Source organism: Nonomuraea sp. NPDC059023 (assembly GCF_042740095.1).
Classification (GTDB): Bacteria; Actinomycetota; Actinomycetes; order Streptosporangiales; family Streptosporangiaceae; genus Nonomuraea.
This window is the reverse complement of the sequence record NZ_JBHYIO010000043.1, coordinates 25241-50401: the sequence shown is the minus strand read 5'-3', so window position 1 is coordinate 50401 and position 25161 is coordinate 25241. Positions and strand designations below refer to the sequence as shown.

Here is a 25161-nt window from a genome sequence, read left to right as displayed (position 1 = left end):
CCCGAGCAACTCGTTGACATTATCCGCTAACTCCTCTTGCACCATCTTTGAATCTATACCGTGAACCCCGGTCTGATTCTGCGCAAGCCTGACCTTGACTATTTGCATCCCTACTGGGCCAAGAGGGACTTCGTAGACGACCTTAATGAGCGACGCGTACGGATCCGGAAGTACGTGTAGGCGAACTATAAGCTGCCGCACTATCTCTGTCCGCTCTTTCCCCTGCAAGATAGAGGCTTTGGAGTACAACTCGCCCACATGCAACAACTGCGTAACCAGGAAGTCTCGCCGATCTCTATTGTGCTGTTCGCCGAGTTGCTGCAATAGGCGTTTATCTGCTACGGATCGTTCTTCATGCAATCGCCGATCGGCATCAGCTCGATCTTCTGCGCGCTGAAGATCACTATCCCTTCTGTCTTTTTCTCTCTGACTCTTCTCTCGTTTCCAACCAACAATGGCAATGGTTAAGCTACGAGGACGGCAGCAGCAGTACCCCAACCTTGGAGATGGTCCGTCAAAGGCACATCGTCTGGCTTGGAGTGGGGCATAACCGTAACGGTTACGGTTACGGCAGGCGTCGGGAGCTTCGGCTCTGGGCTGAGGACTGACGTCAAGTAACCCCCACAGTCGTGTCCGTATGCTGAGCGGCAAGGTGTTACGGTCGAGTGATCAAAGGCTTAGCCTAAGGCCCCACCGTGGCACAGGCCACAGACGTTGATAGTTGTACCGCCCTCACGATCGCCTGACGTGGGCTGAGCGCCAGCACTGGCTGGGGGCGATCGAAGGTCCGGGACTTCGTTCCTCAGCCCCGGCCCAGCGAGCATCGACGCGGGCGCCTGTGGGTGTGCTGGACATGCTATTCAGTCGAGCAATACGCCCGCGTAGTCCTGGCAAGCCATGTGCGCCGGAAGCCCTTGCAGGTCAGCAGACTGGGTACCGGTTTCCATCCCCCACCGACACAAACTGTGCCTCCGGCGGGGGCGCTCCGGCTCCGGGATGATCGCCGCACGCGCCGGCGGTTCGTGGGTGGCTGGGGTGGAAACCTGATCATCCCGCCCGCCAGCGACTCGGGACAAGCCGAGCAGGCCAGGGCTATGGGTACCAGATCGTTCGTCCAGTGGGGCGCTCCATCTGGTACCCATGGCCCAGGCCCGCTTCCCCTTCGGGCGGGTCGACGGCAGACGGGATGATCAGCCGGCACGGTGCGCGCTGACGCGAAGGAAGATCGTTGTGGGTTGCAGTTTGGGTTGCAGTTCCGCGTCGTACCACCCCGTTCCAGAACGTTCGTGCGGCCGTGATGGTCCACGTTGAACGTCCTAGGACGGCCTGTCTCCTAGCTGCTAATGCGGTTTGGGTTTACCGCCCATCCGGGGTTCAAATCCCCGAGCCTCCGCAGCTGGAAGGCCCTTTCTCGAAATCATGAGAGAGGGCCTTTCGATCTATAAATGGGCGATGCCGGACCATTGCCGGACCATCCCGCCAACGATCATGTTTTCCGGTTCGCCCGAGGGATGATCGCGATCGTCGCGTTGGCCGCTGCCTGAGCCACATCGGGCATGACCGAGGTGTAGGCGTCCATGGTGAATGAGTAGCGCGCGTGACCGAGAGTCGCACTAACGATCTTCGGGTCGATGCCCGCCGCGAGCATCAGCGACGCCGCGCAGTGCCGAAGGTCGTGGAACCGGATCGGCGGCAGGGTCGGCCGCCGCGGTCACGATCGCGGCAAACCGCTCGCTGACGTACTCCTCCCGCAGGGCAGTGCCGTCCGGGTTGGTGAACATCAGCCCTGTGTCCACCCACGCCTCTCCGGCCGCCAGACGCTCGCGCATCTGCTGCCGGCGCCACGCGGTCAGCAGGACGGCGTTCTCGTCGCCGACCGCGAATGTGCGCCAGGCGCTCTCCGACTTCAGGCCGTCATCGTCCTCTTCGCCGGACTCCAGGAGGCTGATCGTCTTCGCGACCTTGAGTTCTGAGTCCTCCCACCGGGCGCCGCACAGCTCGCCTCGCCGCGGGCCGCGCGTGGCCGTCAGGTGGTAAAGCACATAGAGCCGCTCATCCCGCTCCGCGCAGACGTCAAGGAATCGACCCGCCTGGACCGGTGTCCAGACCATGACCGGGCTCGGTACCCGGCCGGTCGCCTGCCAGCGGGCGACGCGCTCATCGGTCCACACCAGCGGGCGGACCTTCCTCACCTTTGGCAGCTCAACGTGCGCGGCTGGGTTGTGCTTGATCCGCTTCTGCTTGAACGCCGTCCCCAACGCCGATGACAAGGACCGATGCACGCGCTGGATCCGTGACGGCTTCAGCGGCGCCTTCCGCTTCAGGCCCGGCTGGGCTGCGTCCGCCACGGCCGGTCGTGGGGCGTGTCGAGACGCTTACCCTTGCTGTCGCGACCGTATTTCCATGGGGCAGGCGCCCGGGCCGCCAGCAGTCGCTTGAGCATCTCGCTGGGCTCCTCACCCGGCGGCAGGTTGTTGATCTGCCCCATGGCCTCGTACAAGGCGCCCAGGTGGGTCTCGTTCAGCTTCGTCAGGTAGATGTGCCCCAGGCCCGGCTTGCCGTACAGCTTCACGGCCTCGGCGTAGCTCTGGTAGGTGGAGGGCTTCAGGTTCTTCTTTCCGGCGAGCCAGTCGTCCACCCACTGGCCGAACCTCAGCTTGCCGTCGGGCACAATCCCCGCGTCGACGTCGGCGAGCAGTTTGATCAGCTCGGTCTTGGCCTCTCCCTCGGTCCGGTAGGGGCCGGCCCACGGGCGCCGCCGACTGCCATCAGGGCCCGCGGGGGCTTCGTAGCGGACCCACCACTCGCCATGAGCCCTCCGAGTGAGCTGGGGGCACTTCTGTCCGAGCTTCTTGCCGTTCTCGTCGCGGCAGTTGCATTTCTTGACTGGGTTAGCCATCACGACTCCTGGGGGGAGTGACGCGTCGCATCAGGTGAGTGGACAGCCCGGCAATCTGGTGGGCGGTGAGCCGACGCGCCAGGCCGTGAGCAATGTGCACGTCGGTCTGGCGCGGGTCTACCTCCACGTGAACGAGTTTGTTGCCGGGCATGTGGCGCTCGACGTAGCAGCGGATGATCGGGGGCCTGCCGGGCTCCAGTAACGGCAGGAGGTCGTGGAACGCCTGCTCGCCAGCTTCGGCGAGCGGGTCGAGCAGCGCCGGGTCCGCGCCGGCATGCGGATCGATCCGCAGTTCGATCTGCCCCGATCTCGTAAGGGCCAGATCTGCCTGGCCGCCGATGATGATTTCCGAAGGTCGCGCGAACCGGACGGTCAAGCCGTGGCGCGGGTGGTGCGGGGTGGTCATCTCTGCCTCTCTGGGCGGAGGAGTGTGCTGTGGCGAGTGTGACCACCAGTGTCCGGTTTTTGTTGTCCGCATTTGCGAACAGAAATCATGTTGTTACCTGAGTTACCGTCCAGCTACATAGCGCTATTTACCCAAATGTCGCACCATATCCTCCGCCATGCGGACAAACCGCTCCCTCTCCTCCTCCGACCACGAAGCAGGAACGGAGACTGCCACCCAGTCGTCGCCCTCTCGGTCCTGAAGTGCACCAACCCGCTCCGCGAACCGCGCCCGCTGCTCATGCGTGAGGCCCGCCGGCACCGCGATGGCCACCCATCTATCCCCGGTAGAGAGTTCGGCGACCTCGATTCCCAACCATTGAGCACCCGCCAAATCGGCGAGAAGCCGGACCGGCACCTGCATCGCGGCCGCCAGCGCGCGCAGCCGCCAGACCTCTGGTGCTCGAGACGCCCGGCCTGTGGCTGATGTGCGGCGGCTACGCCTTCTACTCGATCACCGTGGTGGTCGGCCTGGGAATGCACGGCCTGGCCGCCGGGATCATCTCCGGCGCGCTGGCCGTCGGCTGCATGGTCAAGGTCCGACGGATCATGCGCGCGGCCGCGCAGGCCCGCGAGAACCAGGAGAGGGGTGAGGCGTGACGTGGGTCGACGTCCTTGTATCCGTGGCACAAGTCGCCCTGGGCGGTGGCATCGTCCAGGCGGTCATGGCCATCACCCGCCGCCGGCAGTCCCTGCGCCAGCTGGACCGGGAGACCGACTCAGTGGCGGTGGAGACGGCCGACAAGGTCGTCACCATGCTCAGGACGGAGCTGGACACGGCCAAGGCCGAGATCGCCGAACTCCGCCAGGAGCGAGCCGACCAGCAGCGGCAGATCGCGCAACTGGCCGAGCAGGTGTCGGTGCTGCGCGCCGAGCTGGCCGTGGCCAAGGCGGAGATCTCCCGCCTCAGCAACCCCTGACCAAAGGCAAGGAGCGACCGGATGGTGGACAAGAAGGAGGAGGGCGGACATGCCCACGGTTGAGGACGCCGGCCGGGAGCTGGCGCGTCACCTCGGCTACCGCGAGGCCGGCACCAACCTGACCCCGTTCAACCGCGAATTCGGCGCGATCCCCGGCTACCCCCACGGTGGCCTGGGCTACCCGTGGTGCCACACGTTCGTGTCCGTCGGCCTGAAACGGGCCGGGCTGACGGCGAACGAGGACTTCCCCTGGACGGCCGGGTGCGAGACCGGTGTGGCCTGGTTCAAGCGGCGCGGCCGGTTCGGGACGACGCCGCGCCCGGGGGCGCTGGTCTACTACGGGCCGCGCGGCGGCACCCACGTGGAGTGGGTGGAGAAGGTGACCGCGGCCGCCATCGTCACCATCGGCGGCAACACCTCCGGTGCGCTGGCCGGCGCCTACTTCAACGGCGACGGTGTCTACCGCAAGACGATCGCGAGGACGAGTTCCCGCATCTACGGCTACGGCTACCCGATCTACGAGGAGGACGACGACGTGAGCGCGAAGGACGTGTGGAGTCTGGAGATCCCGGTGCCGTTCGGCAGCCCGGGCAACCCGGAGTGGCAGGCCAAGAACATCATGGTCAACACCGCCGCGTGGGTGCGTGAGCTGCGTGAGCGCACGGCACGCCTGGAGGCCAAACTCGACGGCCAGAACGCGACGATCACCGCGCTGGCCGAGGCCCTGGCCGCACAGAACGCGACGCTCGACGTCGAGCAGCTGCTCGCCCGGATCCGGGCCGAGATCGAGAGCGTGACCGTCCGGCTCGACATCCCGGACACACCGACCGCCTGACGTCAGGCGGTCCTGACGGCCCATACATGCCCCGACCAGGGCTCTTCGTGGCCGACTTCTACTTTTGTCACCTCGTTTGAGGGGAGATCATCATGGAGCGGAAACTGCTCAACGCCAAGTTCTGGGGCGACGCGACCGAGCGCATGATCGGCGCCGCGGGAACCGCTGCCCTGGGCGTGATCGGCACTGGCGCGGTTGGCATCCTCGACATCGCCTGGCCGACCGTCGGCTCGATCGCCGGCGGCGCCGCGCTCGTGTCGCTGATCATGTCGGTCGTGGCCGGCACCACCACCGACCCCGCGACCGCGGGGTTCGTGACCCACGCCGATCGGGGAATGCCCCGCATCGTCCGCTGAACCGGCGCTAGCGTGAGCGACATGCCGACCACGATTCCGGCGCTGTTGCTGTTCGTCGTCTTATTGCTGCCGGGGAGACCAGCCGTAGGCCCACCGCCAGGCCTCCAGCGGCAGCACTAAGGCAGCTCCAGCAGGATGCTGGCTGCGATCCGCCTGCGCGCCGTCTACCAGGGCGGCCCGGAGCTGGGACTACTGCGGCGACGTAGGTGTTTTCGCATACGCTCCCGATACAAAGCCCTGTTCGCTTCGACAAGCGCTTCTCGCGCTGCACGGTAGGTGATATCTCTCAGGCTTTATGAACAACTACTTCGGGATCATCACCCGCGACGGTGCCCGTCATCGCGCCAGAGTCGAGGTGCCGAATCAGCCGGATGTGATCGTGGTCACGGACTCGGCCCAGGACGCGGTCCGCGCCACCAGCGACGCACTCGCCAGCCTCCTGGGAATCCCCGCCAGGGACGTGAGCTTGCAGCTCTTCGGATACGAGGGAGACGAAGGCGCTCAGATCTACGCGGGAGCCGCCGTCTTCGACGGCGACCAGTGGCTCACCCAGTTCCCCGCTCAGGAGGACCTGCCGGTGGCGCTGGTGATACCGCCGTCACCAGCATTCGAGATCGCGACCGCACGAGTACGCACCGCGCTGGCGAGCGCACTCGGCCGCCCCGAAGACAGCCTCGACATCGAGTTCTTTCAGATCACGCCGGACAAGTACCTCGAAAGGCCTGCCGGTACTACATCGGTAGATCTTTGAGCCGTTCACCTGCGTGACCGTGGGTGTATCGGTGATGATCTGCGAGTAACCTTGTGCCTCACCTACGATCTCGTCGTGTCCTGGGATGCCGGACTCGCGGCAATGACCTCGCGGATCGCTGATCGGTTGTTCAAACGGCCAGAACCGAAGGCGACCTTCGGGGACCTGGTCCGTGGGCTGCTGACCGATGTGCCGCGCAAGAACTCCTGGCAGTTGGCCGACCATCTCGGACATCCGACCGCCAACCCGATCGAGTGGCTGCTGTCGCGGGCGTCGTGGGACGCCGCGGTGTTGCGTGATGAGGTGCGCGCGTACGTGGTCAAACACCTGGGCAGCCCGGACGGGGTGCTGATCGCCGATGACACGCAAGCGATCAAGAAAGGGGACAAGTCGGTCGGGGTGGCCCGCCAGTACTGCGGGCTGACCGGCCAGGTCGAGAACTGCCAGGTGATGCCGATGCTCACCTACGCCTCCGCGGCGGGACACGCCTTCATCAACCGGCGGCTCTACCTACCCGAAGACTGGGCCGGCGACGCGGAACGGCGCAGGGTGGCGGGCGTGCCGGAGCAGATGGCCTTCGCGACCAAGCCTCAGCAGGTGATCGACATGCTCGCCGAAGAACGGCGGGCGGACACCCCGTTCCGCTATCTGGCCGCGGACTCCGGTTACGGCCGCGATCCGGGCCTGCGCGCCTTCTGCCACACCAACACGATCGCCTACTGGGACCACTACGCCACCGGCGTCGCCGCCGACAACAACAGCCCTCCCGAGCTGGCGCTGAAGAACGCCTTCGGCTGGACCCAGTACGACGGTCACGGCCCCGGCGACGAACTACTCGACGACCCCGCGACCGCGCTGGAACTCGGCTGCGGACGCGGACACGCCGTCGCCGCGCTCGCCACCAAAGGCGTGGAGGCCACCGGCATCGACCTGTCGCCCGTTCAGGTCGAGGGCGCCAGGGCATTGTGGGGGCACCTGCCCAACGCGCACTACGCCGAGGCCGACGTGATCGAATTCCTCGACGACGCCAACCAGCAGTGGGCAGCGATCTACTCCATCTTCGGCGCGCTGTGGTTCACCGACCCGGCACACCTGCTGCCGCGTATCCACCGGCGACTGGCGCCCGGTGGCCGGCTGGTCTTCAGCCAGGCGCCGGCCGTACCCGGCTCCTACGGCGTCCAAGGCATGTACGGCGCAGGCTTCTGCGGCCCGCAAACGTGGGTGTATCGCTGGGCCTACGAGCCCGAGACATGGGCGCGCATGCTCGCCGCGCACGGATTCGTCGACGTCCGGGCATGGCACGAGCCCGCGCCCGACCTTGACCACGTGGGCACACTTCTCGTCCAGGCCCATCGACCCATGTGCGGGCCGGCGGGGAACGCCTGACGGGTCAGGCTGCGTGGAACGATCTGGTCAGTATGACGAAGCCCGGCCTCTGGCAGTGCAGAGGCCGGGCTTTCGCATGTCCGGGGAGCGATCAGCAGTTGTTGACCCACAGGTGACCTGTGATGGTCTTCTCCACGGACTTCCCCTTGTCCGGCCCCGAGCTCCACGTTCTCGGGACGTAGCCGACAAACCCCGGCTTGACGCACCACGAACTGCCCGCGCCGCCCTTACGCGAGTAGAACCGGATGTGTGAGTAGCTGCCGGTCCCGGCGTTGAACACGTGGTGGCGCGGGATTTGGGTGAAGCCGTTGCAGTTGTTGCTCCAATCCAGGTCGTCGCCTGCCCACTGGCATTTCCGGCCGTAGGCATCGGTGACGCACACGTACGTCTTCCGGCATTCCCAGAGGTCAGCCGTCTCGGCAGCGGCCACGCCTGCGCCACCCGCCGACATCGCGATGGCGGCTGCGAGTGCCAGTCCAACTCCGCGGAAGTTCATGCAGATCCCCTTTCAGGCGCGATCGACGGTAGAGGAGGCTGCTTTCGATCCGCTTTTGGCAAGGATCTTCGTCGTGCCAACGCCACATCCGACCGATGGGCCTGTGCGTATTCCACGCGTGAGCGTACGGTGACATTGCGCGCCTCGGGAGTGTCCGCGACCGTCGCCGTCAAGGTGGGGTTCGGGCATTGGGCGGCGATGCCCGCCTCAGACTGCTGGGGCGGGCATTGTTGCGTCGCTGCGGATCATGCCGTCGGGCTTGGCCTCACAGCAGATCCTGATCGCGCAGAGCCTTGGTCACGAGCAGCAGCCCGCGCTGCATGCCGACCAGTCGGGGTCCCTCCGTGCGGTAGACATCGAGGACGGCCTCGATGGCGTGCGGAGGTAGCCAGTCACGCAAGTCGACCGCCGCCCTCGAAAAGCCCTTCCGTGCGGCCAAGACGCCCTGGTCGAGATGTTCGGCGGCTGCCGCCGCGAGCGCGCGCGGGTTGTCTCGTAGCGCCTGGTGGGCGCGATAGTCGGGCGGCAGTGCCTCGAACATCCAGGCCACGGCAGAGTCCTGCCAGCTCGGTGTCGTGGGCGGCGCCGCCTCAGTCGGCCATCCTGGCGGGCGGTCCGCATCGGGCCCGTCGCCGGCGGGCTGCTCGACGCTCTGCCAGGGCACGGTGGTGTAGTCCTCACCGGGGATGGGCTGGAGGCCGAGGAGGGGCAGCCACTTCTCGCGCTCGGTGAGTCCGCCTCGGAATCCTTCGACGTAGTCGTGGCGTTTGACGAGCGCTTCCTTGGTGCTGCCGTCCTCTCCCATGCACAGCGCCAGCATCCATCCCGCGCTGTTCGGCGGGATGATGACCGGCACGCCGGTTGGTGGCGGGGTCGGTTCGGGCGGCATCTCTTCACCGTAGCCGTCATCGAATGTGATTTCGAGTTGCGGTGCGCCGGGCCCGCGCTGGGTGAGCAGTCCGGCTGGGTGGGCCTGCGCCTATGCGGTGCGTGAGTACACAGTGACGTCATGTCCGAGACTGGCCGGTCCTGCGGCGCGGGGGCTTACAATCTCAGCCTGAGATTGTAAGTAGAACCGCGTTCGCTTTAAATTACAGCGGTGGAATTAAAGTCGTAGCGCCTAGACTGCCCTGCGTGGATCTCGATCTGATGGCGAAGTCTCCAGTGGGCAGCCTGGTGACAATCACGGGCATGGACGCTCGGCGGGGTGTCGAGTTCGAACACAAGGCGTTCCTTCCCCACCCCTTGCCTGACAGGCTTGATCTGGAGCCTGCCACATACAGTGCGCTCATCGACGCCACAGCCGCCGTTGCGCGCCTTGATCAAGCTGCTTTCAGGCTGCCTAACCCGCAGCTACTCGCGCGCCCTGCCATCCGGCAGGAGGCTGTGAGCACGTCAGCACTTGAGGGTACGTACGCAGCGTTCATGGATGTTCTTGAAGCTGAACTGCTCGACGACGGTGGCGAGTCGGCTGCCGTGCAGGAGGTTCGGAACTACATCAGGGCGGCAGACGCTGCCTACGGTTGGATCTCGGACCTGCCAATCACGGTCGGCATGCTGTGCAACCTGCAGTCCCTTCTGGTCAAGGGGACACGCTCAGAGACAGGTGACGCCGGTCGAATCCGAACGATCCAAGTCTGCATCGGAGGTGGGGGAAACCGGCTTGAGGACGCCCGGTTTGTGCCACCTCCGCCAGGGCTTCCCCTGCAGGCCAGCATGCAGGAGTGGGCGGACTGGATCGAAGGCGATTCGTCGATCCCCCTCATCGCGAAATTGGCCCTGGGCCACTACCAGTTCGAGTCCCTGCATCCGTTCAATGATGGCAACGGTCGACTCGGGCGACTCACTTGTGTTCTGCAACTGATGCGTGCGGGCGCACTTCGAGTGCCCGTCCTCAATCTGTCGCCCTGGCTAGAGCGTCGTCGGCGCGACTATCAAGATCATCTTCTGCAGTGCAGTGTGACAGGACGTTTCGACGACTGGATTCGGTTCTTCAGCACCTGCGTGGCCGATCAATCTGCCCGAGCGGTGGAGAAGATCGACGGGCTCCTTGATTGGAAAGCGGCGGCCCTACGGAACCTCACCGACCAGCGCGTCAAGGGGGTCGCCACCACAATCACCGAGGAGCTAATCGGGTTTCCGGTGATCACACCATCGATCGCCGCGAAAGCCTACGGAGTGACGTATCCTGCCGCCAACACGGCGATCAAGCGCCTCGCCGAACTGGGCATCCTAGAGGAGCGGACAGGACGCAGGTACGGACGCCTATTCGCCGCTCCCGGCGTACTGCAGATCATCGAGTCATAGCGGAGTTGTACTCGAAGACTCCCCGGGCTTCAGCCGAGCCGCGACGGAGCCCGGATCGTACGCTGCAGGGCCCTCGTCGTGTCGGTGGTTGGTGGGCCCTCCCGCTGGTGTGGTCTGCGGGAGAGCCCTGGAGGAAAGGTTGCCGCACGCGGCCTCTGTGCCTGATGAGACGCCGAGGACGCCCGGTGGGTTCGCATGGGACTCGCCGTCGGTGCCGTGGACTGCTGATCTGCGGGTATTCCTGCGCCAGGCGTCATACGATCCGTGGTGTGGCCTGGTGGCAGTCCGGGTGGGGGGTGTGGCGCGGCGAGGAGCCGGACCTCACCGCCCCTCCCGCGTACCGGACCGACAACATCACGCAGGCGGCCTCGGATGCGGCCGCGCATTGGGCGCTCGGGGTGGTCCCGGATCACTCGTCCGTGCACATCCGCGACCCGGACGGCGCGGCGAGGTTCGTGGCCGGCATGGAGGAGCGCAGGTCGCGCCGGTGGTGGCAGCGCCTGTCTAGCTGATGTCGCGGGCGCTTTCGCAGTCCACGCTCTTGGTCTGCTCGTCGGTGGCGCGGAACTCCTTGCCGGTGTCGAACGTGCTTTTCTGCCCCGCCCGTTGCCCAGCCAAGTGGTTGGGCAGCTGGATCCCACCCTGGTCAAAGGTGCTCCGCGCGCTTATTTCATCTCGCTTGCGCCCATCAGTCCTACCTGTGAGGGGCACATCGAAAACTGGCTCCCCGGTTGGTGAACCTTGTGGCCTTGTCGCTAGGAGAGGCGGTTGGGGCCGCGGGCGAGCGATCGAGTAGGGCTGTGACGAAGCGACAGGTTTCGGCACCGGTGGGGCCGAGCCTGGGAGCGGCGGGAGAAGGGCGGCATGAAGGCTTCGATGTCCAGGGGTCATCACTCAAGGTCTTCAACGCCCAGTGTTCTACTACCCGAGCACACAGACCACTGCCGAATCCTCGCCTATGGATCGAGGGCGGCGCTCCGTGCGGTCAGATTCCAAATAGCTGATAGGCAGACCGTGTGCTGGTACTTCCAGCAGTGGGAACAGGCCAGTGTCACCGAAGCCCTGCTGGCCGAGCTGTGAGTCAAGGCACGCCGCCAGCGCGTGGCATCGACTCCCAGAACATCAAGAGCGCCGACACAGTCGGCCGCGACAGCCACCTGTCCGGGTCGCGTGGATGCGCCGGCAGCAGGCTCGCCTGCGCCCGCCGCTGCGGGATCGAGCGTCCGCAATGCGGCCTTTCAATACCCACGCGAAGATCGGGCAGAGGCGACAAGATCAGAGCTTGCCCGTGAAGGTGGTGGTGTTGTTGCACAGGTTGCCGCCCAGAAAGCAGCGCCGAGCCTTGATCACTACCGTGTCGGCGCCCTGCTTGGCGGCGACGGAGAAGGCGAAATCTCTGCTGCCCTTCTTCCGGCCCGCCTCCACCCGGCCGCCGGTGCCGCCGACCCTCTTGCCCGCCTTGGAGAAGCTGACCTCGACGACCGCCGTCCACAGATCCCACTTGGTGTCGTGCACAGTCCCCGAGGCGGCGACGTAGCCGTCACCGCACGCTTTCCACAGGTATTTGACATGACCGTGCTTGGTCTTGAGCATTGCCCCGCCGCCGGTGCAGCCCCACGCGGCGGCGGTCGCCGGGGTGGGAGCCAGTACGGCGAGAGCGACGGCGACGACGACGAGCGTCTTTAATCCGGAAGTCTTTCGCATGATCGGCAGCCTAGGAGAACCGCTTGCAACCCACTGTCAGGTGCGCATCCGGGCTACGAGGCCGGTGTCGGAGGACCTGCTCAACGCCGATCGGGTGAGGTCCAGGACAGAGGCCCACGGATGTGTCAACGAGAGCTCAGCCAGGCAGGCGGTTGGCTGGCTGAGCTCGTTGTGTGGGAGGCCGGTTCGGCAGAGGCGGTTGCCAGGGGTCACTCAGCGTCGGAGGATTGAGGCGGGGAGTGACGCTTATGTCGATGAAGGTGTCTGTCAGGGTTGTGGCGGTGTTCGTGGTGGCTGTCGCGGTTGGGTTTGCGGTGCATCGGGTGGTGTTGGCTCAGGCTGACTCCAGGTCTCCTGCCTCGCCGGCCGTACTGGAGAACGACGGGGATTCCGGGCAGGTTCTCGACTACTGGACGGAAGAGCGCCAGCGCGACGCCACCGGAGGGTGAGTCAGCGGTCCTTGACCGTGTTGTAGACGTTGACCGCTGCATCGCCCAGGTACGGGTCGCGCCACTCGTCGTTGTCGAAGAAGTGCCAGCTGTTGGCGCTGATGATGTAGCCCCAGCCGCGGGGGAACTGGAGATCGTAGAGTACGGGTCCACCGCTGGCCCCGTGGAACATGTCGCAGTGGAAGCCCATGCGGCTGTCCGAGCCCGGCTTCCAGGTGGCGCCGGTGCAGTACCAGAGGCGCTGGCCGTCCATTTCGGGGCGGTCTTCCGGGGCGGCGTCCTCGGGGTAGCCGAAGGCGTGGACCTGGTAGTCGTGCCGGCCGCTGTTGAAGTGGTATCCCTGGGAGCCGGTGATGTCCTGGACGTTGCCCTGGGAGTTCGGGGCCAGGGCTATGGCGCCGATGTCGTAGGCCCAGTCGCCGTTCTCGGTCCAGCCTCGGGGGGACGACGCGGTACGCCAGCCCCAGGCGCCCAGCGAACTGCCGGCGTCGAAGTCGGGGCGGAACAGGAAGTTCGTGAACCAGCCCTGGGCGCCGCCGCCGCCTTCGCGGTGGACGCAGTGGCCGGCGGTCCAGATGGTGTTGCGGTTGTTGGCGTTGATCACGGAGGCGGAGCAGTAGCGGTCCGCGCCCTGGTCGTTGGTGTAGAAGAGTTTGCCGATCGTGGTGGCCGGCATCACGCCGTGGCTGTTCCAGCGCTGCGCCTTGACGATGGCGGCGCGGACGTCGCGCGGGCCCGGGCTGGCGGCCCTGGCGGGGCGCGTGCCGGCGGAGGTGAGGGGCGGGAGGCTGGTTTTCGGTACCGAGGTGCTCCTGTTGCCCGCGCCCCGGGTCGTGGGCCGGGTCTCTTTCGCGCCCCTGATGCGGGCCGGGGTCCAGTAGGCGGAGAGTTGCGCCGCGGTCTGACCGGCTTGCTTGACGGCCGCCCGGTCCGGGTCGGCTCTGCTCGCGGTCGCGGCGGTGGCGTTCACTGTGCTCATGGCGAGGCTCAGCACGCCGAGGATGACGAAGAAGCGCTTTCTTGCTGTACCGAAATTGTGGTGAGCCATCCGTAGTATCCTTCTTGTCGGAATTTGTTGGCCGGTTTGCTACCACTCGCAGTTCGCGTTTGCGCATCCGTCAAACCCTGCCTCGACCTCCCTGTATGCGCCTATGCAGTTCCGAGATGCGCACATCAACAATCAATTGTTGAGATGGGCTGGTCAAGGCTGTCAAAGATGAAATCTTGGAGTGCGGGAATTGCGCTGAATATTCGGGCCATAGTGCCATTTATCCCTTTTAGGGAGGCGCCCTGGATCGCGCAGGTGCTGGGCACCAGGCCCTCTCGGAGGCCGAGGGATCGAGTCGGCCGCCCCGGAGCGCGTCCCCGACACCGTTGCGGTCCCGCCGGCCCCGTTCCCCGGGATTGCTTGAAATGCTGTGCGCAGTGCTTGCTTTGCTGTGTATGCTCTGCACAGAGAGGAGATCCCTGATGGCGCTCATTGAGGTATCGCAGGACACCAAGGACAAGGTGGCGTTCGCCGCGCGTATGGCGGGCACCACCGAAGGGGAGATCGTGCGGCGCTTGATCCTCGACCCCTCGGCGGGTGGGGATGCCGTCTCCCCCAAGACGACGGGAGACGGCATCCCCATCTATGCCGACTACGCAGGACATCGAACCCGTGCGCAGTTCATTGCTCCGGCCCGGGTCGAGATCGTTGACGGGCCGCTGGCAGGGACGTCCTACAAGTCCCCCACGGGGGCGGCTCGGGCTGTCGTCGGGCACTACCAGCCGGAGGTGAACGACAACCGCAACGGCTGGATGTTCTGGGCGATCGAGAACGGTGGCGGGCCTCGCGTCTGGCTCCAGACGATTCGTCCGGAGTAGGCACCTCAAGCAGGTGGTTCGTCGCGGCACCGCACTGCGGTTCGCTCTGCATCCCCGAAGGGCACGAGTGCCCCTCGCGACACGTCCGAGCAGGGGAGCGATGAAAGTGCTGCTCAACCCCCAAATGTTTCCGACATCGTCCACTGCGCCACGCTGTACGGCGGAGCGGAAAGTCAAGACGTCCTCAGCGGGTTTCTGCGGCATCGCACGCGGGATCCGCACTTCATCCGCGTCGAGATCCCCGGCGGCCCTGAGCACCTCGATATCGCCAGATCCGTAGTGTCAGACGGGCTGAATCGGTCCATGTAGTCGCGGGATGTCCGGGTGGCCCCGTTCGGGGACTCTGTCTGCCTGTCCATCGAGATGCCCGCAGACTCGGATCTGACGTTCCTGATCGCCCGCGAGTCGCTCGGCGCGTTCCTGGCGGAGCACGACCTTCTGACCGAGCGGACCGAGCGGACCGAGTCGTCCTGAGGGTGTCAGAAGCCGCCGGTGGTGCCGTCGTTGTAGAAGTCCGCGCCGCGGATCACGTCTCCCGTGTCGTTCTGGCCGCCGGTCGGGGAGGACGGGGTGTTGAGGTCCTGCCGGCGCGCCCTCCGGCGGCGGAATCGTCGCTTGGCGAGGATCTGGCGGATGCGGCGGCGTAACCATCTCATGGACCGCAAGGCTAGGGGCAATGTGTCCAGGCGCGGCCGCGTCCCCAGGAGCAGGTGTCGATCTTCTTCAGGTCGGATGACCGGTGGATGCTCGCGGTGTCGCCGTCGTTGTTCCACACGTACTGGCCGCGGTTCCAGTACACGGTGGAGGTGCCGTCGTCGCCGGTGCCGGTGCGGACCGTCACCGTCTTGCCGGGCTTGAGGACTAACGCGAGGAAGCGGTACTTGTAGCCGGTCTTGTCGCGCAGGATCCACTTCTCCATCTGGATCGGCTTGCGGGTGGTGTTCTTGAGGACGACGTACTCGGCGTTCAGGCTGGTGCTGGAGCGGGTGTCCTTGCCCGGGCTGTCGTAGTACACCTTGATGATCTGTACGGCGGGCGCCGCGGCCTGGGCGGGCATGCCGGTGAGGGCGGCGGCGGTCAGGGTGGCGGCGGCTGTCCGAAGGAGGAGGCGCATCGTCGGATCCTCTGCGTCCGAAGGGAACGGGAACGCTCCATGGGACGGGTGGTCCATGACGGTGGTTGTCGGCCTGGCCGCATCCGGTCAGCAGGGGTCGGGTACGGAAGCGGGCTCCCCGACGGACAGAGCCCGCACACCGAGAATGCCCGGCCTACAGGTGGCGGGCGGCGATGTAGCCGAAGGTCATCGCCGGGCCCAAGGTTGAGCCGGCTCCGGCGTAGCTGCGGCCCATGACCGGGGAGGAGGCGTTGCCCGCCGCGTACAGGCCGGGGATGACAGTGCCGGCGGTGGTCAGGACTCGGGCGTGGACGTCGGTCTTCAGACCGCCCTTGGTGCCTAGGTCGCCGGGGACGATTTTGAGGGCGTAGAACGGCGGGAGCAGCAGGGGCGCCAGGCAGGAGTTGGGGATGACGGCGGGGTCGGTGAAGTAGTGGTCGTAGACGCTGTCTCCGCGGCGGAAGTCCAGGTCGCGGCCGGTCCACGCGAAGCCGTTGAAGCGGGCCAGCGTCGAGCTCAGGGCGGAGGCGGGGACGCCCATCTTGGCGGCCAGGCCGTTCCATGACCATGACTTCACGACCGCGCCCGCGCTGTACCAGGAGCTGGGGAAGTCCAGCGTCGGGGCGATGTCCTTGAACAGGTAGCGGTTGCGGTAGTTCTGGTCGATGACCAGCCACGCCGGGATCGCGTCCCGTTCGTACATGACGTGCACGACGTCGCTGTACGGCGCCGCCTCGTTGACGAACCGCCGCCCGGCCCGGTTGACGATCAGGCTGCCGGGCAGGGTGCGTTCGGCCAGGCAGAAGTACGGCTCGCCGGGCAGCGGGATGGACGGTCCCCACCAGGCGTCGTCCATGAACTCGACGGCGGCGCCCACCTGGAGTCCCGCCCGGTGACCGTCGCCGGTGTTGGCCGCGGCGCCGACGGTCCAGTCGGTGCCGATGGGCTGTTCCTGGTACTGGTCGCGCATGGCGTCGTTGTGCTCGAAGCCGCCGGAGGCCAGGATGACCGCGCGGCGGGCGCGTACCAGCGTCTGGGTTCCGTCGCGCGTGACGAGGACGCCGGCCACGCGGCCGTTCTCCACACGCAGGTCGGTCAGGGGCGTGTTGAGCCAGACGGGGACCCCGGCCTGGGCCAGCCCGGCGCGTAGCGCGCCGGCCAGCGCCTGTCCCATGGTCAGGGGTTCGATGCCGCGGGCCTTGGCGGCCAGCCAGCGGGCCGCGCCCTCCAGTGCGACGGCGGCGCCGCGGGCGTTGACGAGGGCGAGGTTGAGCCACTTGTAGTCGGCGCTGAAGATGACCTCGCCGGCGGGGACGGGGATGTAGGCGGGGTTCAGGTTGGCCAGTTCGGCGCCGAGGAGGTTGCCGTCGAACAGGTCCGGCTCGATGGAGCGTCCGTTGGGCTGGCCGCCGGGGAGTTCGGGGTAGTAGTCGGAGTAGCCCTCCATCCAGCGGAACCGCAGCGGGCTGTTGCGGGTGACGAACGAGATCATCGCCGGCCCGTTGGCGAGGAACGCCGCCTGCTTGTCCGCCGGCACCCCGCTGGGCCCGACCACGGCTCCCAGGTACGCCGCCGCCTTGGCCGGTGTGTCCGGTACGCCAGCCGCCAGGATCGTCTCGTTGTTGGGAACCCAGATCCCCGCCCCCGACCTGGCCGCCGAGCCGCCGAACGTCGCGACCTTCTCCACGACGAGCGTGCTCAGCCCGCGCTTGGCGGCCGTGAGCGCGGCCGTCATCCCGGCGGCCCCCGCTCCGACCACGACGACGTCGAACTCCTCGGTGACGGCGGCGTCGGCGTGGGCGGCGTTGGCCCCGAGGATCAGCAGCCCGGCTCCGGCCGCGGTGCCGCGTAAGACGGTCCGGCGGGTGGGGTGGGGGTGTGCAGGCATGGCGGAACCCTTCGCAACGGAGTGAAGTACGGCCTCGCGCCAAGGGCCACAGCCACCCAAGCATGCGTTTGGTTCGATCACCTGTCAACCGTCAGCGGTACCTCCAGCCGGGCGGGAAGATGAGGGCCCGCATGCCGTGGCCCTCCAGCTTGCCGATCCATTCGTCGCCCGTCGGCAGGATGGTGCCGTCTCCGTCCAGCGCGCTCTTCACGGGCGTGTAGCCGAACCCGGAGCCGAACAACCGGGCGGCCAACTCGCCACCGCGCGTCGCCGGGCCGGGCAGGGCGAGCTTGGCGGCGTCGTAGCCCAGGATGTAGCCGGTGTTGGCGGTCACGATCTTGCCGAACTCGGTGGCCGACGGGTTCACGTCCCTGCCGTGGGCCACGTCCACGGCGGCGTCGGCGGCCATCGAGCCCGCGGCATAGGCCGCGCCGTCCACCGCGGCGTAGTTCAGGGTGGTCAGCACGTACTTCGGGAAGGTCAGCCGCAGAATCCTGGCCACGTTGTGGAGGAAGACGGACTTCAGGACCTGGGCCAGCTTGACCAGGCGGGCGAGCTGGACGGCGGCCATCGCCTGGGCCACGCCGTACAGGGCGGTGGTGAGAGGTTGGAAGGCGACCAGCCACAGCAGCTGCATGATGGCCTTCTCCAGCTCGACGAACCGCTCGCGCACGTCCTCCACCATGCGCGCGTACGCCTCGCAGCCCACCGCGATCACCCGGCAGTCGTTGGCGAAGGCGTAGGGGAAGAACCTGAGGTTGGTCAGATAGAGCTTTGAGAAGGCGTCCACGCCGTCGCCGGAGTTGTTGAGCCAGACCGTGGAGGCGGCGGCGTTCGCCCTGGTGGCGATGGCCCCGTCGCCGCGGTCCAGGTCGTCGGCCAGCTCGCGGAAGGCCTTGGCGGCCTTGCGCAGCTCGCCGGGCGGGATCTCCGGCGCGGTCACTCCCGCGTAGACGCGCAGGGCGACCATCGAGCCCGTGCCACCGGCCATGAGGGCCAGCAGCAGCGCGTTCACGGCCATCGGTACACCGGGACGTCGGCGATGCGCAGGTCGTCGGCGACGCCCCAGTCGACGGTGGCGACGTTGCGCCGCATCATCAGCAGGCCCTCGGCGAGGTCGCGGTAGGCCTCGGCGAAGTCCTCGATCATCTCCGGCATCTCCCGCCGTTTGGGGCCGTACCAGGCGACGAACGCCTCGTCCGCCTCCTCGCCCACGGGCCAGGAGCCCAGCCGTCCCAGGATGTCCTCGGCTCTGCGCACCGATCTGGCCAGGTCGTCGGCCAGGTCCGTGAAGGCGGGCGCGGCCTGCTTCGTGAGCTGGTCGTGCGCGATCGACGTGTCTCGCATGCCGGACATGCTGCGGGCCGGATGTTACGGCTACCGCCTCACGTACGTAACGATCACGTGTGCGGGCGTAGACAGAGCTCGAAGACGGCGGTGATCCGGTCGACGTCGGCCGGGGTGGGCACCTCGGGGCCGAGCAGGCGGCGCATGGTCCCGATTCCCAGGAAGACCGCGATCGCCAGCCGCGCCCGCGCCTGCGCGTCCTGCCCTTCGAGCCCGGCGGTCATCGGGGCGATGATCGCGTTGCGGAGCCGTTCGCGGACGAGTTCCTGGATCTCGGGGTCGCCGGCCGAGCGTTCCAGGGAGCGCAGGATCGGGCTTTCCGGGTCGGAGTACATACGTTCCGCCGCGTACTCCCCCAGCCGTCTGGCCAGGCCCTCCCGGTCGCCTTCGATGACCCGGGCGACCGTGGGCTCGCCGGCCAGCACCTCGCCGAACAGTCCCGCCTTGGAACCGAAGTAGCGCCCCACCAGCGCGATGTTGGCGTCGGCCGCCGCCGCGATCATGCGGACGGTCACCTGCTCGTAGCCGTGCTCGGCGAACAGTGAGCGCGCGGCGCGCAGCAGGCGCTGCCGGGTGGCCTCGCGATCACGCGGCTTGGTCTCCGTGGCCGCCTCGGCGTTCATGCCCGAACTCTACCCGCGCGGGGGCCACTTGCCGCGCGGCTAGTAAACGGGCGTATACTCGCGTGGTATTCGAATGTCAAAGGGGGTGGGGCGCTTGGTAGCCCAGGCCGAACGGCGGCAGTATTCGCATCGCGAGATCCTCGAGGTGATGGCCGGGCTCATGCTCGCGATGCTCACCTCGATGATCTCGACCTCCGTCGTGGGCACCGCCCTGCCGACGATCGTCGGCGAGCTCGGCGGCCAGGACCAGTACTCGTGGGTGGCCTCGGCCACCATGCTCACGATGACGGTCTCGACCCCGCTCTGGGGCAAGCTGTCCGACCTGTTCGGCAGGAAGCTGCTCTTCCAGACGTCGCTGGCGTTGTTCGTCGCCGCGTCGCTGGCCGCCGGGCTCTCCCAGGACATGGGCCAGCTCATCGCGGCGCGAGCCGTACAGGGGCTCGGTGTGGGTGGTCTTTCGGCGCTGTCGCAGGTGATCCTCGGCGACATCGTCTCCCCGCGCGAGCGCGGGCGCTACTCCGGCTACATGGGCGCGGTCTTCGGGCTGTCCACGGTGGCGGGGCCGCTGCTCGGCGGCTTCATCGTCGACACCGACTGGCTCGGCTGGCGCTGGTGCTTCTACGTCGTGGTGCCGTTCGCCGCCGTCGCGTTCTTCGTGATCCAGAAGTTCCTGAAGATCGAGCACGTCCGGCGCGACACCACAGTCGACATCTGGGGCGCCTTCACGATCACCGCGAGCGCGAGCGCGCTCATGCTGCTGCTGACGCTGGGCGGCCAGGAGTTCGAGTGGAACTCCTTCTGGACCTACGCGCTGGCCGCGATCAGCCTGCTGATGCTGGCGCTGGCCGTACTGGCCGAGCAGAAGTCGCGCGACCCGATCCTGCCGCCACGGCTCTTCCGCAACCCCACGTTCGTCCTCACCAGCATCGCCTCGCTGCTGGTCGGCATGGCGATGTTCGGGGCGATGATCTACCTGCCGCAGTACCTGCAGATCGTGAAGGGACTCAGCCCGACCAACTCCGGGCTGATGACGCTGCCCATGGTGGTCGCGCTGTTCCTGGCCGGCGTGATCTCCGGGAAGATCGTCACCAAGACCGGCAAGTGGAAGATCTTCCCGGTCGCGGGACTGCTGATCGTGGCGATCGGGCTGTTCCTGCTGTCCCGGCTGCACGTCGACTCCAGCGAGTGGCTGATCGGCTTCGACGTGGCGGTGCTGGGCATCGGGCTGGGCCTGTCCATGCAGATGCTCATCCTCGCCGCGCAGAACGCCTCCGAACCGCGCGACATGGCCTCGACGACCTCGGGCGTCTCGTTCTTCCGCTCGCTCGGCGGCGCCGTGGGCGTGGCCGCGTTCGGCGCGATCCTCACCAACCGCCTCAAGGACGAGATGGCGGGGATGCTCCAGGCGGCCGGGATCAACCTGCCCGCCGGTGGCACGCCGAAGCTGGGCAGCCCCGAGGCCATCCAGCACCTGGCAGAGCCGGTCAAGGGCATCGTGCTGGAGTCGTTCACGCGCGGGCTGGAGACCGTGTTCCTGGTCGGCGTGCCGATCGCGGTGCTCGGCTTCGTGGCCACGCTGTTCCTCAAGGAACTGCCGCTGCGCACCAACCAGCCCGTCGCCGCGCCCCAGACGCTCACCAAGGACGACATGGTCCTGGCCGGCCTCCTGCTCGAACTCATCGCCCAGCGCGTCGAGAACACCAACGGCCACCCCTCCGCCCTGCTGAGCGCCGTCGCCAGAATGGCGCCGCCGGACGAGCGCCCGGAACGCGAGCGTGCCAGATCCGTGGCCCACGACGTGCTCCGCCCGACCTCGCGGGCGCTCATCGCACAGGCGGCGCCACCCGAGAAAGAGAGAGTCACCCTATGATCCGCAAGTTCGTGGGCGCGGTCACGGCCGCCCTGGCGCTGCTCGCCGGGCTGTGGCTGATGATCGCCCCGTTCGCCCTGGGCACCCAGCCCGAGGGCGCCGACTGGACAGCCGCCACCAACTCGGAGTTCTTCACCGGCCTCGGCGTGGCCGTCGTCGCGCTCGCCGGCGCGGGCGCGTTCATCGCCGCGATCCATGAGGAGCTCGTCGCGCGCGGTCTGGTGACCGTACGGCAGCGCCCCGCCGAACCCGAGCCCGCCCCCGCCGCCCCGGCCGGCACGTCCTCCGCGGAACTGGCCACGATGCTGGCCCCACTGGTCGAGGCGCTGCGCGAGGACATGAGAACCCGGCAGAACGGCTCCCTGGTGGAGGATAAGCGATGAAGGCGAAGCTGGGCGTGAGCGCCCTGGTGCTGTTGTTCCTCGGTGGCCTCTGGCTGGTCGCCGCACCGTTCGCGGTCGGTTACCAGCCGCGCGGCGCCGCGTACACCGACGCGACCGTCAACGACCTGTGGCTCGGCGGCATCCTGGCCGGCCTGTCGTTCGCCGCGCTGGTGGCCTACGCGGCCGACGCCCTGCGCGAACTGGCCCGCCGCGGCCGCCACGTGGCCGAGAAGCGCTGACCAGGGACGTGCCGTGTATCCCCAAGGGGAGCCGCTGGCCGACCCCGGGTTCGAGATCGGCAAGGACGGAGCCGGCCTGATCGTGGTCGGCTACGACGGCTCGGGCCCGAGCCGCAACGCGCTCGCGTACGCGGCCGGGCTCGCCCGCCGGGACAACGCCGGGCTGCTGGTGGCGTTCGTGGAGTCGCTGAACAGCGCCACGCTCTGGTTCTTCGCCGGTGCGCCGATCGTCCCCGATCCGGCCGGCGACCTGGCCGAGGACCTGCGGGACGAGATGCGCGGCGTCGGCGTGCCCTGGCAGTTCATCGCCATGCGCGGCGACGCCACCCGCGCGCTGGAGTCGCTGGCCGACGCGAGCATGGCCGACGCGATCGTGGTCGGCCGTTCCCGCTCGGTCTGGCGCGGCTTCACCGGCTCCGTCTCGGTGGGACTCGCCCGGCGCTCCCGGCGCACCGTCCTCATCGTGCCATAGCGGAAAGCACGTATCGTGGCTGGATGAAGCGTGTATCAGCCCTGGTCATGGTGCTTGCGGCGGCAGCGTGCGCCGGGCAGCAGAAACCGGTCGCCTCAGCCGCGCAGGCCCCGGCTCCGCCTACGACCGCACCGCCGACGGAGACCCCCAGCACGCCGGCCGGCCCGCCGGAGTTCACCGCCAAGATCTCCAAGGTCTCCCGCGACCAGGTCCCGTACTCGTGGCGGCCCGGCTGCCCGGTGCCGCTCGGCGACCTGCGGCTGATCACGATGACCTACTGGGGCTTCGACGACAAGGCGCACACCGGCGAGCTGATCGTGCGGGAGACGGTCACCGACGACATCGTCACGGTCTTCAGGAAGTTGTACGCCGAGCGCTGGCCGATCAAGAAGATGGAGCTGGTCGACGCCTACAAGGGCGACGACTACGACTCGATCGACGCCGACAACACCTCGGCCTTCAACTGCCGTCCTGCCACCGGGTCGAGCAACTGGTCGAAGCACGCCTATGGCCAAGCAATCGACATCAATCCCCGCGAAAACCCGTACGTCACTGCAGACGGCGGCACAGCCCACCAAAACGCGAAGAAATTCACCGAGCGGCCAATGGACGGTAAAGGCGTCATAAATCCCCGCGACAAGGTGGTGAAGGCTTTCGCCGCCGTCGGATGGGAGTGGGGCGGCTACTGGTCGGGCACGAAGGACTACCAGCATTTCAGCAAGGGCGGGGGCTGACAGACTATTCGCATGGCGGCGAAAGACGGTGACGGATGGGCCCAATGCGCGCGTGGACACCGGCATTGGGGGGTGCACGGGGCATCGGGGCTGCTGGCCGTACACCATGACGAACAGGGCACCCCGCACGTCCTCATGCAGAAACGCGCCTGGTGGAGCCATCACGGCGGGACGTGGGGGCTGCCCGGCGGCGCCCGCGACAGCCACGAGGACGCGATCGTCAGCGCGCTGCGCGAGGCTCACGAGGAGGCGGCGCTCGGCGCCGACGGCCTGCGGGTGCGCGGCGTCTACCTCGACGACCACGGCGGATGGACGTTCGAGACGGTGATCGCCGAGGCCGGCGCCCTGCTGGACGCGGCGCCCGCGAACTCCGAGAGCTCGGAACTCCTCTGGCTGCCCCTGCCCGAGATCGCCGCCAGGAAGCTGCACCCGGGCTTCGCCGAGACGTGGGACGAGGTCCAGGGCGTGCTCGTCCCCGAGACCGTCGTGCTGGACGTGGCCAACATCGTCGGCGCCCGCGCCGAGCACGGCTGGTGGAACGACCGCCTCGGCGCCGCCACCCGCCTGGTGCGCGACGTGGCCGCCCGCAGCGGCCTCACGCACCCGCTGCTCGCGCAGTGGTACCCGAGGATCGTGGCGGTCGTGGAGGGCGCGGCCAGGCAGACGCCGCCCGCGGGCGAGGTCGAGGTCGTCGCGGCCGCGGGCAGCGGCGACGACACCATCGTCGAACTGGTACGGCAGGCCAGGCCGTGGGAACGCTACCGCGTGGTCACCGCCGACCGGGGCCTCAAGGAACGGGTGGCCGGACTGGGCGCCGAGACGTCGGGACCCCGATGGCTGCTCTCACAGCTGCGCTCCTAGCTGGACGGCCCCACGCTCCTCCTCCCGTACGGCGGAGGCCACCAGCTCACCGATGCGCGGGTAGGACTCCCCGGCCCGCGCCGCACTCACCACATCCGCCCAAATTTCCCCCGAAGCCCGATAAATCCGGGAAGCGGGGTCCTCCCCCGCCTCGGCCAGGAACTCCGCGAACAGCGGCCGCGACGCCGCCGGAGCCGTGTACTCCACGTCCAGGCACGTCGCCAGCCGCTCAAGCGCGACCCCGGCATCGGTGAACCGGCGCGTCCACCCCTGCTTGGTCGAGGTGTCACCGAGCTGCTCGGCCAGCTTGCGCATGCCCGACAGCCCGAAGTTGACGTCGAAGTTGTTGCCCAGCACCGGCCCGGTCAGCCTGGCCGCGGTCTCCTTGATCGCCCCCGCGACGTCCGGCCGCCCGCCGCCGGTCCCGGTGATCTCGATGAGCTGGTGGCGCTCCTTCTTGGCCGCCGACCACGCGCCGAGGAACGCTTCCAGCGACATCTCGCCGTCGCCGAGCCGTACCCGATCGCCGTCGAGGTCGAGCACGTCCACGTCGACGGGTTCGGGGAAAGGAAAGTCTGGCCGCCAGGGCAGCCGATGCCGGTCCACCCGGCAGACCACCCGGTGCCCCGCGCCGAGCGCGGCGCGCAGGTTCCGCTCCGCCACCTTGGCCGAGCCGGTGTGGCGGATCTCATGCCGGACCCCCGCCCGGTCCAGGGCCCGCGCGACCATCGGCTCCGGGTGCGCCTGGGCGATGATCGACAGGTGCGGCGGCTCACCGGAGTACTCGAAGACGAAGTACATGAAGCCGATCCCGCCGCCCAGGCCGAACCACATGGCCTCGGACAGTTCCTCGCCGAGCACGCGGCGCAGCAGCGCCGACTCGTAGTGGGTCATGGCGCCCTCACCGGGTAGAAGACGGCCCTGAGGCCGGTGATGTCGAGAACGCGCTGCAGGATGCCGTGCACGCCGCTCAGCCGCATGGTCCCGCCGAGCGCGGTCAGGCGCCGGTGATGCTCGACCAGCACCCACAGCCCGCTGGAGTCGCAGAAGTCGAGCAGCGCCGCGTCCAGCACGATCGTGTGGCAGCCGTCCTCGGACAGCTCCACCAGCCGCTGCTTCAGCCGGGGAGCCGACAGCTTGTCGAGATCCCCCTCAAGACGCACGAGGGCGTCCCCACCGGCGCGTTCGACCTCGACCCTGAGATCCACCCACCGAAC

The 25161-nt window shown here is 67.6% G+C and carries 33 protein-coding genes; 17 read left to right on the top strand and 16 right to left on the bottom strand.

Going from position 1 to position 25161, the window contains the following annotated elements:
• Positions 1 to 1486: 1486 nt before the first annotated feature.
• From ACFWYW_RS48505 to ACFWYW_RS48490, 4 genes are read right to left on the bottom strand one after another with little or no spacing between them, the layout of a single operon-like run.
• Positions 1487 to 1648: a hypothetical protein gene (locus ACFWYW_RS48505; RefSeq protein WP_379615528.1), complete on the bottom strand. Its 162-nt coding sequence runs from the start codon at positions 1646 to 1648 to the stop codon at positions 1487 to 1489.
• Entirely contained in the window at positions 1614 to 2348 is a 735-nt protein-coding gene (locus ACFWYW_RS48500; protein WP_379615530.1) for a hypothetical protein, read from the bottom strand. Before ACFWYW_RS48500 ends, ACFWYW_RS48505 begins: the two co-directional genes overlap by 35 nt.
• The gene (locus ACFWYW_RS48495) at positions 2321 to 2899 is read right to left on the bottom strand and encodes a hypothetical protein (RefSeq protein ID WP_379615532.1); all 579 of its coding nucleotides are present in this window, start codon (positions 2897 to 2899) and stop codon (positions 2321 to 2323) included. The genes ACFWYW_RS48500 and ACFWYW_RS48495 overlap by 28 nt, the downstream gene beginning before the upstream one ends.
• On the bottom strand, positions 2892 to 3305 hold the full coding sequence (locus ACFWYW_RS48490; protein ID WP_379615534.1) for a hypothetical protein: 414 nt from the start codon (positions 3303 to 3305) through the stop codon (positions 2892 to 2894). The genes ACFWYW_RS48495 and ACFWYW_RS48490 overlap by 8 nt, the downstream gene beginning before the upstream one ends.
• A gap of 437 nt (positions 3306 to 3742) precedes the next feature.
• On the opposite strand from ACFWYW_RS48490, the gene ACFWYW_RS48485 reads away from it, so the two are divergent.
• The 6 genes from ACFWYW_RS48485 (at position 3743) to ACFWYW_RS48460 (ending at position 7591) form a co-directional block, all read left to right on the top strand.
• Positions 3743 to 3943: a hypothetical protein gene (locus tag ACFWYW_RS48485; protein WP_379615536.1), complete on the top strand. Its 201-nt coding sequence runs from the start codon at positions 3743 to 3745 to the stop codon at positions 3941 to 3943.
• Between the two features lie 23 nt (positions 3944 to 3966).
• Positions 3967 to 4263, top strand: coding sequence for a hypothetical protein (locus ACFWYW_RS48480; protein ID WP_379615538.1), 297 nt, complete (start codon positions 3967 to 3969; stop codon positions 4261 to 4263).
• Between the two features lie 49 nt (positions 4264 to 4312).
• Positions 4313 to 5098 (top strand): CHAP domain-containing protein, encoded by a 786-nt coding sequence (locus ACFWYW_RS48475; RefSeq protein WP_379615540.1) that lies wholly within the window; start codon positions 4313 to 4315, stop codon positions 5096 to 5098.
• Between the two features lie 92 nt (positions 5099 to 5190).
• Positions 5191 to 5454 (top strand): holin, encoded by a 264-nt coding sequence (locus ACFWYW_RS48470; protein WP_379615542.1) that lies wholly within the window; start codon positions 5191 to 5193, stop codon positions 5452 to 5454.
• Between the two features lie 295 nt (positions 5455 to 5749).
• On the top strand, positions 5750 to 6205 hold the full coding sequence (locus ACFWYW_RS48465; protein WP_379615544.1) for a hypothetical protein: 456 nt from the start codon (positions 5750 to 5752) through the stop codon (positions 6203 to 6205).
• Positions 6206 to 6280: 75 nt separating this feature from the next.
• Positions 6281 to 7591 (top strand): IS701 family transposase, encoded by a 1311-nt coding sequence (locus ACFWYW_RS48460; protein ID WP_379615546.1) that lies wholly within the window; start codon positions 6281 to 6283, stop codon positions 7589 to 7591.
• Positions 7592 to 7682: 91 nt separating this feature from the next.
• Here the strand turns inward: ACFWYW_RS48460 and ACFWYW_RS48455 are convergent, their stop codons facing one another.
• Both ACFWYW_RS48455 and ACFWYW_RS48450 read right to left on the bottom strand, forming a co-directional pair.
• Positions 7683 to 8087 (bottom strand): hypothetical protein, encoded by a 405-nt coding sequence (locus tag ACFWYW_RS48455; RefSeq protein ID WP_379615548.1) that lies wholly within the window; start codon positions 8085 to 8087, stop codon positions 7683 to 7685.
• 265 nt (positions 8088 to 8352) lie between these two features.
• A complete protein-coding gene (locus ACFWYW_RS48450) occupies positions 8353 to 8976 on the bottom strand; it encodes a hypothetical protein (RefSeq protein ID WP_379615550.1) in 624 nt (207 codons plus the stop codon).
• A 245-nt stretch (positions 8977 to 9221) separates the two neighbouring features.
• Here ACFWYW_RS48450 and ACFWYW_RS48445 point away from each other — a divergent pair, with 245 nt between their 5' ends.
• Positions 9222 to 10394 (top strand): Fic family protein, encoded by a 1173-nt coding sequence (locus ACFWYW_RS48445; RefSeq protein ID WP_379615552.1) that lies wholly within the window; start codon positions 9222 to 9224, stop codon positions 10392 to 10394.
• A 269-nt stretch (positions 10395 to 10663) separates the two neighbouring features.
• A complete protein-coding gene (locus ACFWYW_RS48440; protein WP_379615554.1) occupies positions 10664 to 10906 on the top strand; it encodes a hypothetical protein in 243 nt (80 codons plus the stop codon).
• Positions 10907 to 11669: 763 nt separating this feature from the next.
• On the opposite strand, the gene ACFWYW_RS48435 is transcribed toward ACFWYW_RS48440, so the two are convergent.
• Entirely contained in the window at positions 11670 to 12098 is a 429-nt protein-coding gene (locus ACFWYW_RS48435) for a hypothetical protein (protein ID WP_379615556.1), read from the bottom strand.
• 248 nt (positions 12099 to 12346) lie between these two features.
• Between ACFWYW_RS48435 and ACFWYW_RS48430 the strand changes: the two genes are divergently transcribed.
• The gene (locus ACFWYW_RS48430) at positions 12347 to 12547 is read left to right on the top strand and encodes a hypothetical protein (protein WP_379615558.1); all 201 of its coding nucleotides are present in this window, start codon (positions 12347 to 12349) and stop codon (positions 12545 to 12547) included.
• Between the two features lies 1 nt (position 12548).
• Here the strand turns inward: ACFWYW_RS48430 and ACFWYW_RS48425 are convergent, their stop codons facing one another.
• Entirely contained in the window at positions 12549 to 13595 is a 1047-nt protein-coding gene (locus ACFWYW_RS48425) for a hypothetical protein (RefSeq protein WP_379615560.1), read from the bottom strand.
• A gap of 422 nt (positions 13596 to 14017) precedes the next feature.
• On the opposite strand from ACFWYW_RS48425, the gene ACFWYW_RS48420 reads away from it, so the two are divergent.
• Together ACFWYW_RS48420 and ACFWYW_RS48415 are read left to right on the top strand one after the other, a co-directional pair.
• Positions 14018 to 14413 (top strand): hypothetical protein, encoded by a 396-nt coding sequence (locus ACFWYW_RS48420; RefSeq protein WP_379615562.1) that lies wholly within the window; start codon positions 14018 to 14020, stop codon positions 14411 to 14413.
• A 324-nt stretch (positions 14414 to 14737) separates the two neighbouring features.
• Complete coding sequence (locus tag ACFWYW_RS48415) at positions 14738 to 14887, top strand: hypothetical protein (RefSeq protein WP_379615564.1); 150 nt, start codon at positions 14738 to 14740, stop codon at positions 14885 to 14887.
• Between the two features lie 5 nt (positions 14888 to 14892).
• Here ACFWYW_RS48415 and ACFWYW_RS48410 read toward each other — a convergent pair whose 3' ends face one another.
• From ACFWYW_RS48410 to ACFWYW_RS48385, 6 genes are all read right to left on the bottom strand, one after another.
• Entirely contained in the window at positions 14893 to 15069 is a 177-nt protein-coding gene (locus ACFWYW_RS48410; RefSeq protein ID WP_379615567.1) for a hypothetical protein, read from the bottom strand.
• Positions 15070 to 15080: 11 nt separating this feature from the next.
• On the bottom strand, positions 15081 to 15527 hold the full coding sequence (locus ACFWYW_RS48405) for a lamin tail domain-containing protein (protein WP_379615569.1): 447 nt from the start codon (positions 15525 to 15527) through the stop codon (positions 15081 to 15083).
• Between the two features lie 154 nt (positions 15528 to 15681).
• Complete coding sequence (gene kstD / locus ACFWYW_RS48400) at positions 15682 to 17415, bottom strand: 3-oxosteroid 1-dehydrogenase (protein ID WP_379615571.1); 1734 nt, start codon at positions 17413 to 17415, stop codon at positions 15682 to 15684.
• Positions 17416 to 17506: 91 nt separating this feature from the next.
• Positions 17507 to 18436, bottom strand: coding sequence for a hypothetical protein (locus tag ACFWYW_RS48395; protein WP_379615573.1), 930 nt, complete (start codon positions 18434 to 18436; stop codon positions 17507 to 17509).
• Positions 18427 to 18762: a hypothetical protein gene (locus ACFWYW_RS48390; protein WP_379615575.1), complete on the bottom strand. Its 336-nt coding sequence runs from the start codon at positions 18760 to 18762 to the stop codon at positions 18427 to 18429. The genes ACFWYW_RS48395 and ACFWYW_RS48390 overlap by 10 nt, the downstream gene beginning before the upstream one ends.
• Before the next feature lie 53 nt (positions 18763 to 18815).
• The gene (locus ACFWYW_RS48385) at positions 18816 to 19385 is read right to left on the bottom strand and encodes a TetR family transcriptional regulator (protein WP_379615577.1); all 570 of its coding nucleotides are present in this window, start codon (positions 19383 to 19385) and stop codon (positions 18816 to 18818) included.
• Between the two features lie 85 nt (positions 19386 to 19470).
• On the opposite strand from ACFWYW_RS48385, the gene ACFWYW_RS48380 reads away from it, so the two are divergent.
• From ACFWYW_RS48380 to ACFWYW_RS48355, 6 genes are all read left to right on the top strand, one after another.
• Positions 19471 to 21255: an MDR family MFS transporter gene (locus tag ACFWYW_RS48380; protein ID WP_379615579.1), complete on the top strand. Its 1785-nt coding sequence runs from the start codon at positions 19471 to 19473 to the stop codon at positions 21253 to 21255.
• Positions 21252 to 21638 (top strand): hypothetical protein, encoded by a 387-nt coding sequence (locus tag ACFWYW_RS48375; RefSeq protein ID WP_379615581.1) that lies wholly within the window; start codon positions 21252 to 21254, stop codon positions 21636 to 21638. The genes ACFWYW_RS48380 and ACFWYW_RS48375 overlap by 4 nt, the downstream gene beginning before the upstream one ends.
• Positions 21635 to 21877, top strand: coding sequence for a hypothetical protein (locus ACFWYW_RS48370; protein WP_379615583.1), 243 nt, complete (start codon positions 21635 to 21637; stop codon positions 21875 to 21877). Before ACFWYW_RS48375 ends, ACFWYW_RS48370 begins: the two co-directional genes overlap by 4 nt.
• Positions 21878 to 21890: 13 nt before the next feature.
• Entirely contained in the window at positions 21891 to 22349 is a 459-nt protein-coding gene (locus tag ACFWYW_RS48365; protein ID WP_379615585.1) for a universal stress protein, read from the top strand.
• A gap of 23 nt (positions 22350 to 22372) precedes the next feature.
• Positions 22373 to 23083, top strand: a complete 711-nt coding sequence (locus tag ACFWYW_RS48360) for a M15 family metallopeptidase (protein WP_379615587.1) — start codon at positions 22373 to 22375, stop codon at positions 23081 to 23083.
• Positions 23084 to 23155: 72 nt separating this feature from the next.
• Positions 23156 to 23944, top strand: a complete 789-nt coding sequence (locus tag ACFWYW_RS48355; protein WP_379615589.1) for an NUDIX domain-containing protein — start codon at positions 23156 to 23158, stop codon at positions 23942 to 23944.
• Here the strand turns inward: ACFWYW_RS48355 and ACFWYW_RS48350 are convergent.
• Positions 23927 to 24838, bottom strand: a complete 912-nt coding sequence (locus ACFWYW_RS48350; RefSeq protein ID WP_379615591.1) for a BtrH N-terminal domain-containing protein — start codon at positions 24836 to 24838, stop codon at positions 23927 to 23929. The two genes, ACFWYW_RS48355 and ACFWYW_RS48350, sit on opposite strands and share 18 nt — an antisense overlap.
• Positions 24835 to 25152, bottom strand: coding sequence for an STAS domain-containing protein (locus ACFWYW_RS48345; protein ID WP_379615593.1), 318 nt, complete (start codon positions 25150 to 25152; stop codon positions 24835 to 24837). Before ACFWYW_RS48345 ends, ACFWYW_RS48350 begins: the two co-directional genes overlap by 4 nt.
• Between the last annotated feature and the right edge of the window lie 9 nt (positions 25153 to 25161).